General features: G+C 37.1%; 15 protein-coding genes and 2 riboswitches. Of the genes, 2 read left to right on the forward strand and 13 right to left on the reverse strand.

The annotated features are described in order from the left end of the window. Positions 1-53 precede the first annotated feature (53 nt). The 3 genes from BM350_RS06985 to BM350_RS06995 all read right to left on the reverse strand — a co-directional run bounded on the left by BM350_RS06985 (position 54) and on the right by BM350_RS06995 (position 2833). On the reverse strand, positions 54-197 hold the full coding sequence (locus tag BM350_RS06985) for a YezD family protein (protein WP_090915417.1): 144 nt from the start codon (positions 195-197) through the stop codon (positions 54-56). 68 nt (positions 198-265) lie between these two features. Next, positions 266-374: riboswitch (SAM riboswitch) on the reverse strand. A 293-nt stretch (positions 375-667) separates the two neighbouring features. Continuing rightward, entirely contained in the window at positions 668-1984 is a 1317-nt protein-coding gene (gene lysA / locus BM350_RS06990; RefSeq protein WP_090915415.1) for a diaminopimelate decarboxylase, read from the reverse strand. Between the two features lie 180 nt (positions 1985-2164). Beyond that, positions 2165-2347: riboswitch (Lysine riboswitch) on the reverse strand. Between the two features lie 90 nt (positions 2348-2437). Beyond that, positions 2438-2833: a DUF3888 domain-containing protein gene (locus BM350_RS06995; protein ID WP_090915414.1), complete on the reverse strand. Its 396-nt coding sequence runs from the start codon at positions 2831-2833 to the stop codon at positions 2438-2440. A gap of 191 nt (positions 2834-3024) precedes the next feature. On the opposite strand from BM350_RS06995, the gene BM350_RS07000 reads away from it, so the two are divergent. Both BM350_RS07000 and pssA read left to right on the forward strand, forming a co-directional pair. Further along, entirely contained in the window at positions 3025-4911 is a 1887-nt protein-coding gene (locus BM350_RS07000; RefSeq protein WP_090915412.1) for an LTA synthase family protein, read from the forward strand. A gap of 280 nt (positions 4912-5191) precedes the next feature. After that, positions 5192-5896, forward strand: coding sequence for a CDP-diacylglycerol--serine O-phosphatidyltransferase (pssA, locus tag BM350_RS07005; protein WP_090915410.1), 705 nt, complete (start codon positions 5192-5194; stop codon positions 5894-5896). Between the two features lie 37 nt (positions 5897-5933). Here pssA and BM350_RS07010 read toward each other — a convergent pair whose 3' ends face one another. From BM350_RS07010 to hisD, 10 genes are all read right to left on the reverse strand, one after another. Beyond that, positions 5934-6905 carry an NAD(P)-dependent oxidoreductase gene (locus BM350_RS07010; protein WP_090915408.1) on the reverse strand — a complete coding sequence of 324 codons (972 nt, stop codon included), beginning with the start codon at positions 6903-6905 and terminating at the stop codon, positions 5934-5936. 667 nt (positions 6906-7572) lie between these two features. Beyond that, positions 7573-7731: a DUF4025 domain-containing protein gene (locus tag BM350_RS07015; protein WP_090915407.1), complete on the reverse strand. Its 159-nt coding sequence runs from the start codon at positions 7729-7731 to the stop codon at positions 7573-7575. A 145-nt stretch (positions 7732-7876) separates the two neighbouring features. Next, positions 7877-8896 (reverse strand): histidinol phosphate phosphatase domain-containing protein, encoded by a 1020-nt coding sequence (locus tag BM350_RS07020; RefSeq protein ID WP_090915405.1) that lies wholly within the window; start codon positions 8894-8896, stop codon positions 7877-7879. Between the two features lie 12 nt (positions 8897-8908). Further along, entirely contained in the window at positions 8909-9232 is a 324-nt protein-coding gene (gene hisE / locus BM350_RS07025) for a phosphoribosyl-ATP diphosphatase (RefSeq protein WP_090915403.1), read from the reverse strand. Positions 9233-9245: 13 nt separating this feature from the next. Next, the gene (hisI, locus tag BM350_RS07030) at positions 9246-9551 is read right to left on the reverse strand and encodes a phosphoribosyl-AMP cyclohydrolase (RefSeq protein WP_090915402.1); all 306 of its coding nucleotides are present in this window, start codon (positions 9549-9551) and stop codon (positions 9246-9248) included. After that, positions 9548-10306 (reverse strand): imidazole glycerol phosphate synthase subunit HisF, encoded by a 759-nt coding sequence (gene hisF, locus BM350_RS07035; RefSeq protein ID WP_090915400.1) that lies wholly within the window; start codon positions 10304-10306, stop codon positions 9548-9550. Before hisF ends, hisI begins: the two co-directional genes overlap by 4 nt. Beyond that, the gene (gene hisA, locus BM350_RS07040) at positions 10300-11019 is read right to left on the reverse strand and encodes a 1-(5-phosphoribosyl)-5-[(5-phosphoribosylamino)methylideneamino]imidazole-4-carboxamide isomerase (RefSeq protein WP_090915398.1); all 720 of its coding nucleotides are present in this window, start codon (positions 11017-11019) and stop codon (positions 10300-10302) included. The genes hisF and hisA overlap by 7 nt, the downstream gene beginning before the upstream one ends. Beyond that, on the reverse strand, positions 11016-11621 hold the full coding sequence (hisH, locus tag BM350_RS07045) for an imidazole glycerol phosphate synthase subunit HisH (protein ID WP_090915397.1): 606 nt from the start codon (positions 11619-11621) through the stop codon (positions 11016-11018). Before hisH ends, hisA begins: the two co-directional genes overlap by 4 nt. A gap of 1 nt (position 11622) precedes the next feature. Beyond that, positions 11623-12207: an imidazoleglycerol-phosphate dehydratase HisB gene (gene hisB / locus BM350_RS07050; protein ID WP_090915395.1), complete on the reverse strand. Its 585-nt coding sequence runs from the start codon at positions 12205-12207 to the stop codon at positions 11623-11625. Next, a complete protein-coding gene (gene hisD, locus BM350_RS07055) occupies positions 12207-13496 on the reverse strand; it encodes a histidinol dehydrogenase (protein ID WP_090915393.1) in 1290 nt (429 codons plus the stop codon). The genes hisB and hisD overlap by 1 nt, the downstream gene beginning before the upstream one ends. Between the last annotated feature and the right edge of the window lie 8 nt (positions 13497-13504).

Below are 13504 nucleotides of genomic sequence, written 5' to 3' on the forward strand. Positions count from 1 at the left end.
TTAATCTAATAAAAATAGATTAAAGCCGCCTCTAGTTTTTCTAGTCAGCATGCTTATTTCAAACGTACTTTTTCACTTTTTTCAAGCTGAATCACTTTACCATCTTGTACAACAATTGTAATTGAACCATATTTCATATCAGTAAGCATCGCTTGAATCTTACTTGCTACTTCTTCAAATTGTCCGCGTATCCCCACGAACAGCCCCCCTTTTTTCATAAAAAAAACCTTTCCCATTTCGAAAAGACTGTTCCGGTAACGTATCTACCTTATCTTCCAAAATGGATTCCATTTTGCTGGAAGTAGCACCTTACTTTTATAAAGTAGGTTGCCGGGCTTCTTTGGGCCAGTTCCCTCCGCCGCTCTTGATAAGAATATAATTATATCCGTATTTTATCACAATTCTGAATTTTTTCAATCCTAGTTTTCCGATAAAATTTATATTTTTTAAAAGAAGAAGGAGTTATTCACCTAAAAACTCCTTCTTCAACTAAACAAGAACGTATTTATCCCGCTATTCGTGGGCAGTAAGATCCCCAACCTCAAGATTGAGGGAGCCACTTCCGCTTTTCTAAAGAAGATAGGTGAGGGATCACTGCTGGTATGTGCAAGGTTGGGTAGGCTTTCCATCAATGGGGGATGACCCCCCCACTGATGGAAGTTTGACTTTACACAAATTCCTTTACATGTATGCGATCGTTCCCAATAATATTTTCATACGATTCCCTCTCAACAACAACATGAGATTTTCCATTTTCCGCAAACACAACTGCTGGTCGACGGATCCGATTGTAATTATTCGCCATCGAATAACCATATGCCCCTGTACAAGAGATAGCCAAGAGATCACAAGAAACAACTTTAGGGAGCGCTACATCCCAAATGAGCATATCCCCGCTTTCACAACACTTTCCTGCGATTGAAACAACCTCTTCGGCAGATTCATTCGCTCTGTTTGCTAGCAATGCTTCGTAACGAGCTCCGTAAAGTGCTGGTCGAAGGTTATCTGTCATTCCTCCATCAACTGATACATATTTACGAATGCCTGGAATATCTTTAATTGCTCCCACTGTGTACAAAGTTGTTCCTGCATCACCAACAATACTACGACCTGGCTCTACCCAAATTTCTGGAAGTGGATATCCACATGCTATAAACTGCTCGCGCACCGCATCTGTCACAGCTTGCACATATTCACCAAGAGCAAGCGGTGTATCTCCTTCCGTATAACGAATTCCAAAACCACCGCCTACATTTAATACAGAAGCTACGTAATCCATTTCTTTTCTCACTACTTCTAAAAATTTGTGAAGCACTTCAATTGCACGAACAAATCCTGCTGTCTCAAAAATTTGCGATCCAATATGAGAATGAATTCCCAGCACATGGTAATTCGATTTTTCTAATGCACGTTTCATTGCTTGTAATGCATGCCCCGTTGAAATACCAAAGCCAAACTTGGAATCATCTTGACCTGTTGTAATATATTCATGGGTATGCGCTTCTACTCCTGGAGTCACACGAAGCAGAACGCTTGCAACTTTCCCGTATTCTTCTGCCAAATCATGCAATACTTCTAGTTCCAAAAAATTGTCTACAACGAAACATCCGATGTTAGCTTCTAGTGCCATTCTCATCTCTTCTTCTGTTTTATTATTACCATGGAAATGGATACGATCAGCTGGAAATCCTGCTTGCAGCGCTGTATATAACTCTCCGCTAGACACAACATCAAGCGACATATTTTCTTCAGCGGCTAATCGGCACATTTCCATGCACAAGAACGCTTTGCTCGCATATGCTACTTGATAAGAGAACCCGCTTTCTCTAAAAGCATGATGAAATGCACGACATTTCTCACGAATTGCGGCTTCATCATATACATAAAGAGGTGTTCCATATGTTTTTGCGAGTTCAGTAGCATCGCATCCTCCAATTTCTAAGTGTCCTTGCTCGTTAATGCGGCTTGTGCCGTGTAAATACATGTGAATTCCTCCCTTTTTTCTCAAACCCCTCTATTCCATCGCTTAGTTGTTCTTATTATTCCTAATGAAATAAACAAAAAAACGCGCGGAACAATGTTCACACGCGTTTCTTATTAGAAGAATATACGATGAAAAAATAAACTTGTTGTTATTTTCTCAAATAAGAAACCGCATCAAACATCTCCAAATAGCTCTCCATAAGTCAAAAACTTATGACAGTACTACATTTATTTAATGCAGTCCCAATATATGAATAAAGTGGGTACTCATATATTTCGGCGATAATCCCTTTCAGACTATGATCATGAATACCACTTTATTTCCTATAGCTTACTTTTGATTATCGCGGCCTCTATCCTTGAGTGTAGATGAGGTAAGTCTATTTAATTTTCAATCATCTTTTTTATTGCTATTAACAATAGCAAATGAGTAATTTATTTGTCAAATACTTTTTTAAATTGGTTTACGACAATTTATTTTCGTATTATTTGGTAAGCGCTTTACACCTATATTCTTCACAGTCCATTCACCATCATCATTTTCAAAGGTAATTGTTACTTTTTCAAACGGCGGGAGTTTTTTCCCTCCTATCCCTGGTTCATATTTAATTATTTCAATAGAAGCACGGAACAAATATGTACCGCTGTACATTTTTTTCATGCTAACGATTTTTGGACATTCATATGGCTTTTGTTTTCCATAATACTTTTGAATCGCTTCATTTATTCTCGGAAACAGCACCGAATAAAGTGCATCTTCTAATAATAACGGTTCATGTTCAGCCAAAAAAGGAGCTGGATTTCCAAGTAAAATGAAGCAGCTCACTATAAAACAACATATTTTCTTCATAGTACTCCTCCACTTTTCTATCGATGACATTATTTTATCCAGCTTCCCTTTTTCTACCCAATTATGAGAAAAGCATCCACAAATTCACTATGTTTTTATATAATAGTACACATAGTAAAAAATCATAGAGATATGTAACCGGTTATATACAGAAACGAACGGTTACTTGTAGGTAGTAGGAGGAACCCAATATGATGCAACACTTGTTTCCAAAAGTACGATTCGCTCTCATAGCAGTCGTCCTATTATGGATCAAAACATATATTGTATACAAATTAGCTTTTGATATGAAGATCAATAACGCTTTCGAACAAATCATGTTGTTCTTTAATCCGTTAGCTTCATTATTATTATTTTTCGGTTTCGCTTTATTAGCAACAAAACATCGAAATCGTATCATTATAAGTATTAGTATGGTGTTATCATTTATTTTATTTGGCAACGCCATGTTTTATGGGTTTTACAATGACTTTGTAACATTCCCAGTATTATTTCAAACAAATAACATGGCTGATTTAGGAACGAGTATAAAAGAACTATTTACATATAAAACACTTCTTTTATTTGCAGATACCATTATTTTAGCCATATTATCTCGGAAATTCCCTAGTTTTTGTGACACAATTCCTCTATCGAGAAAAGAAAAACAAACCTTTTTTAGTGGTGTAACAGCAGCATTAGCCTTGCAAATGGTTATCTCAGTTATTTATAAACCACAACTCTTTTCACATTCATTTGATCGCCAAACAGTTGTGAAAAATCTTGGCTTATATACATATCATATTTATGATATTGCGCTGCAATCGAAATCCTCGGCCCAGCGTGCCTTCGCAAGTGGTGATAGCTTTTCTGAAATTGATAACTATGTGAAAACAAAAGATAGACAAGCAAATAAAGATTTATTTGGCGTAGCAAAAGGAAAAAATGTTATTTTAATCTCCATGGAATCTACGCAAAGTTTTGTCATCAATCAAAAAATAAATGGAAAAGAAATTACACCATTTTTAAATGACTTCATTAAAGAAAGCTATTATTTCAATAACTTTTATCATCAAACTGGACAAGGAAAAACATCAGACGCCGAATTTATTATCGAAAATTCTTTATATCCGCTTGATCGCGGCTCTGTTTTCTTTACACATGCTAATAATGAATATACAGCTACACCAGAACAACTCAAAAAACATGGATATTACTCTGCTGTATTTCATTCAAATGATAAAACATTTTGGAATCGCAATTTGATGTATCCTGCACTCGGATATGATCGCTATTTCAATTTGCAAGACTATACAAATGCAGAACAAATGTCTGTTGGTTGGGGATTAAAAGATAAAGAATTTTTCGAACAATCTATTCCAAAATTAAAATCCTTACCACAACCGTTCTATACGAAATTCATTACATTAACAAACCATTTTCCATTTTTGCTGCAACCGGAAGATCAATTCATTAATGAATTTAATTCAGAAAGCGGCGTTGTAAATCGTTATTTTCCAACTGTACGTTATACAGATGAAGCAATAAAATATTTTATTGAACAATTAAAAAAAGAAGGATTATACGATAATTCGATTATCATTATTTACGGAGATCATTATGGTATTTCTGAAAACCATAATGCAGCTATGGCCCAATTTTTAGGAAAAGAGACACTTACTCCTTTTGATACGATGCAGCTACAAAGAGTACCGCTCATCATTCACATTCCTGGTCAAAAAGGACAAGTCATTTCAAAAGTTTCTGGACAAATTGATGTGAAACCAACACTTCTACATTTACTCGGTATAAAAACAAACCATTCTATTGAATTTGGTACAGATTTATTTGAAACAAATGATGAACCACTTATGGTTATGCGTGACGGAAGCTTCGTAACAAATGATTATCTGTATACAAAAAATGTATGCTACAACAAAAAAACTGGTGAACCGACTGATATTACTATGTGTCAACCCTATATCGAAAAGGCAAAAACAGAGTTAAATTACTCTGATAAACTCATTTACGGTGATTTATTACGATTTGATTCACATAATCGATATAAGACTGGCACGATGATAACGAAATTTGAATAAGAAAATAACCTTCGAACGATAACGATTCGAGGGTTATTTTCTATATACATATAAATCCAAATAAAAAACAACATACATATAATACGATAGCTTTGAATGAAACAAATTAAAAAGCAATTACAGTTATTACTTTCAGACTTACAACAAATAAAAAATACGCTGAAATCTTTCTCAAAACGAAGAATTTTTTCGACGATTATAGGAAATTTATGTTATGATAAAAAAGATAAACTTTCATAAACTAATCAAGAATCTATAATAGAAAGCAAGGGATCAGATTTTGTACAGAGCAGCCATTCCAAACCTATTTACGCTCGGAAATTTATATAGTGGATTTCTATCCATCGGCTATGCTTCATTAGGATACTACAAATCAGCGGCAATTTTAGTTTTAATCGGAATGATGCTAGATAGCCTTGATGGAAGGATTGCACGCCTACTTCGCGTCGATTCACAGCTCGGAAAAGAACTTGATTCATTAGCAGACGTTGTTACATTTGGTGCTGCACCCGCTGTATTGATGTATTACACATCCTTCTCTAATTACGGTATTATCGGATTATACATAGCAGGACTCTTCCCTCTATTTGGAGCATACAGATTAGCTCGCTTCAATGTTACACCATCATCAACATCAATGAAATACTTTACTGGTGTACCAATTACAGCTGCAGGTGGTCTTGTTGCCTTCCTTACTTTATTTTCACATACGATTCCAAAAATCGTACTTATTACAGTATTCGTGACATTCGCTTTTCTTATGGTTAGTCGCATTCGTATTCCAAGTATGAAAGATGTACCGATTCCAAAATATAGTATTATTGTGACACTCTTTTTAATTGGAATCATTTATACGATGTATAAAACGAGCTTCGGTAATATTTCAGTGTTTTTATTCATCGCTATTCCGCTTTATATTTTGTATATGTTATCTCAATTTCTTAGACAACGCCCATCACAAAAAAAGCGAGCAAACAAAGAATAAACAAAGAATCCTTCCTATCATAAGGAAGGATTCTTTGTTATTTCGTCACAAGTTCTTTTTTATACACTGGAGTTAACGGTTCATTTCCTTCTAATACCGCTAAAATATTGCGTACTGCCATTTCTGCCATTGCATCACGCGTCTCAATCGTTGCGTTTCCAATATGCGGTGTTAACACAACATTTGTTAATTCTTTTAATCTCTCTGTAATTTTCGGTTCAAATTCAAAGACATCGAGAGCTGCTCCTTCAATTTTCTTTGTTTCTAATGCAAATGCAAGCGCCTCTTCGTTCATAATCGGACCACGTGCCGCATTAATAATATAAGCTGTTTTCTTCATTAGTCTAAACTGTTCCTCATCAATCATGTGATGCAACTTCGGATTATAAGCACAGTTAATGGTAACAAAATCCGCTGTTTGTAATAGTTCTTCCAGCGTTACATATGTTGCCCCTAATTCTTGCTCCGCCCTATATTTACGACTTGGCCCTGTATACACAATGTTCATCCCAAAGGCATTTGCTCGCTTGGCTACCGCTTTTCCGATTTCTCCAAGGCCAATAATGCCAATCGTTTTGCCGTATACTTCACGCCCTAAGAAAAAGAGCGGTGCCCAGCCATTAAAACCAACTGTACGACATAGTGTATCTCCTTCTAGAATACGGCGCGCTGCCGCTAACAGAATTGCAAATGTTAGCTCTGCTGTTGCCTCTGTTGAAACTTTTGGTGTATTCGTAACCGCTATGTCCTTTTCCACCGCATATTTATAATCAATATTGTCATATCCAGCACCGTAGTTTGCAATAATTTTCAAATACGGTGCTGCATCGATGACTTCTTTCGGAACTTTTGTTGAAAGCAAGCTTAATAATACATCTTTATCTTTTACACGCGCTACTAGCTCTTCTGTGTCAATCAATTCTTCTTTATCATACATTTCCACTTCATGATCTCGTAACAACTGTAGTCCGATTTCTGGAATTTTTCCTGCTATTAAAATTTTCGCCATGTTTAAGCATCCTTTCTTTTTTACGTACAGTAAAACCTCATCATCTTTGCATAAAGTGAAACTTTAATCAGTGGGGGTTTTCTTCATCCCCCACTGATTATCAGCCCTCACCAATCGGGCGCATGCCAGCAGTTTATCTCCCACCTAACTTCTTAAGAAAAGCGGAAGTGGCTCGTTCAGAATGTGAGGGGGATGGAGCTTCTGACGTAGAGGGGTTTTTTACCTCGTAGGAAGAAGCGAAGCCACCGAACATTCTAGCCACTGGAGCTGGACACTGCTTTCGCTGAATTTTGAGGTGGGAGTATTACTGCCCACGAATAGGGGGATAAAAATATGCCCATTCAATATTATTGTAAAAAATTCCGTCGAAAAAAAACAAGGAATTTGATTAAACTATATAAATTCGTTTTAATTGTTCTACATATACGTTGCGGTTATGTGGAACAAAAGATGACAAGCACTCGTTTTTTCTCTTTGCTTTATCATCGTACGTGGCAGAAAAAGGCCTTGACCGTTTCTATGCATGGCCAAATCCTCTCGCCCATCTAAAACAAAGGAGGATTTTTATATCCTTTTTTCAATTTGTATTCATATATTTTTATCACCTTTCTTTACAAAAACATGGCAAAAAGGCTGAATACATTCAGCCTTTTTGCCATGTTTCACTTTATTTATCTCTTCCTTGTCCTAACTTCACATCAATTGTTCCTTCTGCTACCGTATCACTAATTTGTTCTTGTATAATCGCTTGCTCTGATTGATCTTTTTGCAAGGCATTGCTCTCATTCGTTAACTTCCCAGTATCTTTATATTGTTGTTTCGCCATAAGAAAATCCTCCTTTTTTGTTCAACGTTAGTGTAAACAAAAAAGGAGATTTTCATCCCGCTATTCGCGGGCAGTAAGCCCGATTGGGCGGGCTTTCCATCAGTAGGGAATAAACCCTCCCCCTACTGATGGAAGTTTCACTTTATCACAAAACATTCTCTTCTACATATTCGAGCGGTTTCATGTTCCGGATTCTTTTTTCAAATGTTGCAACATGCGTCACACCATGATTTCGAAGTGTTTCTATATTTTCTTGTACATAACTACCTAAATCATTTGGGAAATGCGCATCCGAAGAAATTGTAATCGGAACACCATATTGTACTAAGCGCTGTAAAAACAAAGGGCTCGGACACATTTCTCTTACAGGATATCGATAATATAATCCAGCATTCACTTCCGTAGCTGTATTCGTTTCAATCAAAGCTTTAGCAATTTTTTCGTAATATGGTAATTGCTCATTTTCATCTATGCGATAGTTAAACACTTTTATGTTATCTAAATGCGCAACAATATCAAATAAGCCAGAACGTATTGCTTTTTCTAACGTTTGAAAAAATGTCTGATATAACACATGCAAATTATGTTGTCTAAAATAATCGTCTGTATCCGGATTATCAAATCCCCATCCATTAATAAAATGAACAGAACCAATAACATAATCCCAATTTCCTAATGTTAATAACTTTATCAGTTCTTCTTCCCCGCCGATGAAATAATCTGCTTCTAGCCCAAGTCGTAACGTCACGCCTCGTTTTCTCCATCTTTCTTTCGCATCTTCAATTGCGCTTGTAAAGTTTATAATCGATTCCATCCTCACTTGATCTAACCATTCTTTTTGCAGCCGCCCCAGTTCTGTATTACGAATATCGACGTAGCGTTCATAGTATTCCTTCGCTTCATAGAAACGATATAAGTGATCAACAATGCCAACTTCTTGCAAGCCTTTACGCACAGCTTCCTCCAAGTATAAATCAATCCATTCCGGTGAAAATGCCCCTTCCTTTACACGCTTTTGTAAACGTTCCCCTGCCTTCAATATCCATTTCATCGAATGCTTTTCTTCTTCAATCGGCGCAAAATACTCAAGCGCTTCATTTGTGCGAGATAACCACCGCATAGAATACGGTCCTTCTTCTAAGTGAAGGTGATAATCTACTCTCATTTTTCTCCCCTCCTATAAGGCATCAATGTCTTTTCGTTCACCCACTCTTGATAATTGCCCTTGCCGTTTTTGTAATTCTTCTGTTATCTCCTGTAATGAAACATTTTTTTCTACAAGTAACACTAAGCAATGATACGTAAGATCAGTAACTTCTTTTATAAGCTCGTCTTTCTTATTATTTTTCGCCGCAATGATAACTTCCGTACATTCTTCCCCTAATTTCTTTAATATTTTGTCTTCTCCTTTTGTAAATAAGTAATTTGTATACGACTCAGAAACCGGATTTTCTTTTCGCCGCTCAATCGTTCCATATAACTGTTGCAACACATCGTTCATTTCCTTCTCTCCCCTATAACACCTTATTATAAAAACACGACTTTTTTCCTGTATGACACGCTACACCTGCTTGCTGAACAACTACCATAATAGAATCTTGATCACAATCTAAATATAGTGATTTAACGCGCTGAATATGTCCTGATGTTTCCCCCTTATTCCACAAACTTCTTCGTGAACGTGAATAAAACCACGTCATTTTTGTCTCTACTGTTTTTTCATACGCTTCTTCATTCATATAGGCTAACATCAATACGTCTTTTGTACCTTCTTCAATCACAACGGCTGGCAATAAGCCTTTTGTAAAATCTGGTTTCACAATCTCACCTCAATTTGCGCTTTTTGCAACTTTTGTTTCGTTTCTCGAATCGTTGCTTCGCCGTAATGAAAAATCGAAGCTGCTAACGCAGCATTTGCCGATGTTCGCTGAAAAACTTCTGCAATATGTTCAATTGATCCACATCCCCCCGAAGCAATCACCGGAATACCAACCGCTTTTGAAACTGTTTCTGTTAAAAATAAATCATAGCCATCTTTTGTTCCATCTGCATCCATACTTGTTAACAGTAATTCACCTGCCCCTAAGCATTCCACGCGCTTTGCCCATTCGACTACATCCATTTCTGTATCAATGCGGCCTCCATTTACATATACATTCCATTTGTTTTCTCCACTCTTTCTGGCATCAATTGCAACAACTAGACATTGAGAGCCAAATTGCTCTGCTCCTTCTTGGATTAATGCCGGTCTTTGCACTGCTGCTGAATTTAATGAAATCTTATCTGCCCCTGCCCGAAGTAATCCATACATATCTTGAACAGTGGAAATTCCACCTCCAACTGTAAGAGGAATAAATACTTGATTTGCTGTGCGCTCTACGACATCAATCATTGTTTTCCTGTCTTCGTACGTTGCCGTAATATCTAAAAATACAAGCTCATCCGCACCTGCTTCGTTGTATGCAGCAGCGATTGCAACAGGATTTCCAACATCTTGTAATCCTACAAAATTGACTCCTTTTACAACGCGGCCATTTTTCACATCTAAACAAGGAATAATTCGCTTCGTTAACATGCCCCTGTCACCTGCAATGCTTCTTCTAACATAACTTTTTTATCATATAGTGCTTTCCCTATAATCACGCCATATAAGTTCATATTCTGTAACTTCTCAACATCAGCAAGAGAACTCACACCACCAGAAGCAACAATTTGAAGTGAAACCTCACTTTGTAATTTTTGCAATTGTTCGAAATTGGGACCTGCAAGCGTTCCATCTTTAGAAATGTCAGTAAAAATAAGTGTCTGTACACCTACTTCCTCCATTTCCTTTGCTAATTGTACATAAGACGTTTTAGATACATCTAGCCATCCTCGCGTTGCTACATATCCATTTTTCGCATCAATTCCAACAATAATTTTATCTCCGTATAAACGAACTGCCTCTTCTAGAAATGTACGATCATACAGTGCTGCCGTTCCAAGAATTACTTTCATCACTCCAACTAATAAAAGCGTTTCAATCGCCGCAATCGAACGAATCCCTCCTCCAACTTGCACTGGAATCCGCAATGCCTTACAAATATCTTCAATGACAGAAAAATTCTCTGAACGACCAGCAACTGCACCGTCCAAATCGACAATGTGCAATGCACGTGCACCAAGTTGTTCAAATAACAATGCCTGTGCAACAGGGTTTTCATTCATGACTGTTTCTTGTTGAAATTTCCCTTGATATAAACGAACACAACGACCATTTTTTAAATCGATAGCTGGGAATATTTTCATCCCTCTATAACCTCCTTAAAATTTCTTAATATTTGAATTCCTATTTCCCCACTTTTTTCAGGGTGAAACTGAGCTCCGAATACATTTTCTCTTGCAACAAGACCTGGTACGAAAACACCGTACTCACTCCCCCCAACTACAACTTCAATTGGACATTGTACATAATAAGAATGAACATAATAAACGAAGGGCTCTTCTTCTATTTCATTCCATAAAGGATGCTCCGTTTTCTTTTGTAACTGATTCCATCCCATATGTGGAATTTTATATGGCACATTTAATTTCCTTACTCTTCCTGAAAGCAAACCTAATCCTTTCGTTCTTTCAATCTCTTCACTTTCCTCAAATAAAAGCTGCATGCCTAAACAAATTCCAAGCAGCGGTTTTCCTGCATAAGCCACCTTTTGTAAAACAGAAACAAGCCCTTTTTCTTCTAAAGAACGCATCGCTCTTGGAAATGCACCGACTCCTGGCAAAATAATACCATTGCTATTTACAATTTCTTCTGCTTCATCTGTTACAATATACGCAGCTCCAATATGCCTTAATGCTTGCTCAACACTCCGGATATTGCCCATTCCATAATCTACAATTGCAATCAAGTTACAACAGCCCTTTCGTAGAATTTACCCCGATAATTTTTTCATTTTTCTCGGTGGCATCTCGCAGTGCACGTCCAAATGCTTTAAAGAGTGTTTCAATTTTGTGATGCGTGTTGCTTCCATATAAAACACGTGCATGTAATGTTATATTCGCCGCATGAGCAACTGCACGAAAAAATTCTTCTGCTAACTCTGTATCAAAGTCACCAAGCTTTGGATTTGGAAATTCACCATCAAATACGAGATACGATCTTCCGCTTATATCAACTGCAACAAATCCTAATGCTTCGTCCATTGGTACATAAGCTGTACCGTAACGATTAATTCCCGCTTTATCACCAAGTGCTTCTTTCAAACAATTCCCAAGAACAATCCCAACATCTTCTACTGTATGATGGGCATCAACATACACATCACCATCAGCTTCAATTTGTAATCCAAAACGACCATGCTTTGCAAATAAAGTCAACATATGATCAAAAAAACCAACTCCTGTTTGAATTGAAACTTCTTGATTACCATCTAATTGCAGTGTTACAGAAATTTTTGTTTCTGTTGTACTTCTCATTTGTTTTGCAGCACGCATTACTCTTCCCCTCCCTTAAACCGAATCTCAATTGCTCTTGCATGAGCTTGCAATCCTTCTTTTTCTGCTAGATTGATAATATGATGTTTCACCTTTCCAAGAGCCTCTTTTGTATAAAATAAAAAACTCGATTTTTTTATAAAATCATCAACAGATAATGGAGAAAAGAACCTTGCTGTTCCGCTCGTTGGTAACACATGATTCGGACCTGCCATATAGTCACCTAATGGCTCCGGCGCATATGGACCTAAAAATATAGAGCCTGCATGTTGAATATACGAAAGAGCTGTCATTGGTTCTTTTATATGCAGTTCTAAATGTTCCGGAGCTATTTCATTTGAGAGCTGAAACGCTTGTTCTAACGACTCTATGACAAGAATTGCTCCGTTTCTGTTAATGGATTCACGAGCTATTTCACTTCTTGGTAGATTCATCAATTGTTTTTCTATTTCTTGCTTCACTTCCTGCGCTAATCCCAAACAAGTCGTAATACAAATAGCAGTTGCTCGTCTGTCATGTTCTGCTTGTGATAATAAATCAGCTGCAATATATGCCGCATTTCCCGTTTCATCAGCAATAACAACAATTTCAGACGGGCCAGCAATCATATCGATATGAACGGAACCGAATACTTCTCGCTTCGCTAATGCAACATATATATTTCCCGGTCCTACAATCTTATCAACACGCGGAATCGATTCCGTTCCGTATGCTAACGCAGCAATTGCTTGTGCTCCCCCTACTGTATACACCTCATCAACCCCAGCAACTTTTGCCGCTGCTAAAATATGTGGGTCTACTCCTTCACGATTCGGCGGCGTTACCATGACAATTTTATTAACGCCCGCAATTTTTGCTGGCAAAACATTCATGAGAACCGATGATGGATACGCTGCCGTTCCCCCTGGTACATACACGCCAACAGTTTGCAGCGGCCTAACAACCTGCCCTCGAATAATCCCTTCCTCTGTATCAATAAATGCCTGTCTTTTTTGTTTTTCGTGGTATGAAATGATGTTATTCTTTGCTTCTTGCAATGCTGTTAAAAATGCTGGTTCAACACGTTTATATGCTAATTCCAATTCTTCTCCCGAGACTTGCAATTGAGCCAAATCTACTCCGTCAAAAGCCTTTGTATACGAAAAAAGTGCTTCATCTTTTTTTTCCTTTACACTTACAACGATTTTCTTCACATCTTGTTGAATCGTTTCTTCTATTATATTGGCTTGTTCTCTTAGCCGTTTTACCTTACATAAAATATTAGAATAATCCTCATATATAATTTCCATATTTCCTC

It is taken from the genome of Bacillus sp. 103mf (assembly GCF_900116295.1).
GTDB classification, from domain to species: domain Bacteria; phylum Bacillota; class Bacilli; order Bacillales; family Bacillaceae_G; genus Bacillus_A; species Bacillus_A bruguierae.

Bases quoted from the DNA above. Each gene is read 5' to 3' on its own strand.
- lysA (WP_090915415.1), bottom strand. From the start codon at position 1,984: ATGTATTTACACGGCACAAGCCGCATTAACGAGCAAGGACACTTAGAA.
- BM350_RS06995 (WP_090915414.1), bottom strand. From the start codon at position 2,833: ATGAAGAAAATATGTTGTTTTATAGTGAGCTGCTTCATTTTACTTGGA.
- BM350_RS07000 (WP_090915412.1), top strand. From the start codon at position 3,025: ATGATGCAACACTTGTTTCCAAAAGTACGATTCGCTCTCATAGCAGTC.
- BM350_RS07010 (WP_090915408.1), bottom strand. From the start codon at position 6,905: ATGGCGAAAATTTTAATAGCAGGAAAAATTCCAGAAATCGGACTACAG.
- BM350_RS07015 (WP_090915407.1), bottom strand. From the start codon at position 7,731: ATGGCGAAACAACAATATAAAGATACTGGGAAGTTAACGAATGAGAGC.
- BM350_RS07020 (WP_090915405.1), bottom strand. From the start codon at position 8,896: ATGAGAGTAGATTATCACCTTCACTTAGAAGAAGGACCGTATTCTATG.
- hisE (WP_090915403.1), bottom strand. From the start codon at position 9,232: ATGAACGATGTGTTGCAACAGTTATATGGAACGATTGAGCGGCGAAAA.
- hisF (WP_090915400.1), bottom strand. From the start codon at position 10,306: ATGTTAACGAAGCGAATTATTCCTTGTTTAGATGTGAAAAATGGCCGC.
- hisA (WP_090915398.1), bottom strand. From the start codon at position 11,019: ATGAAAATATTCCCAGCTATCGATTTAAAAAATGGTCGTTGTGTTCGT.
- hisB (WP_090915395.1), bottom strand. From the start codon at position 12,207: ATGCGTGCTGCAAAACAAATGAGAAGTACAACAGAAACAAAAATTTCT.
- hisD (WP_090915393.1), bottom strand. From the start codon at position 13,496: ATGGAAATTATATATGAGGATTATTCTAATATTTTATGTAAGGTAAAA.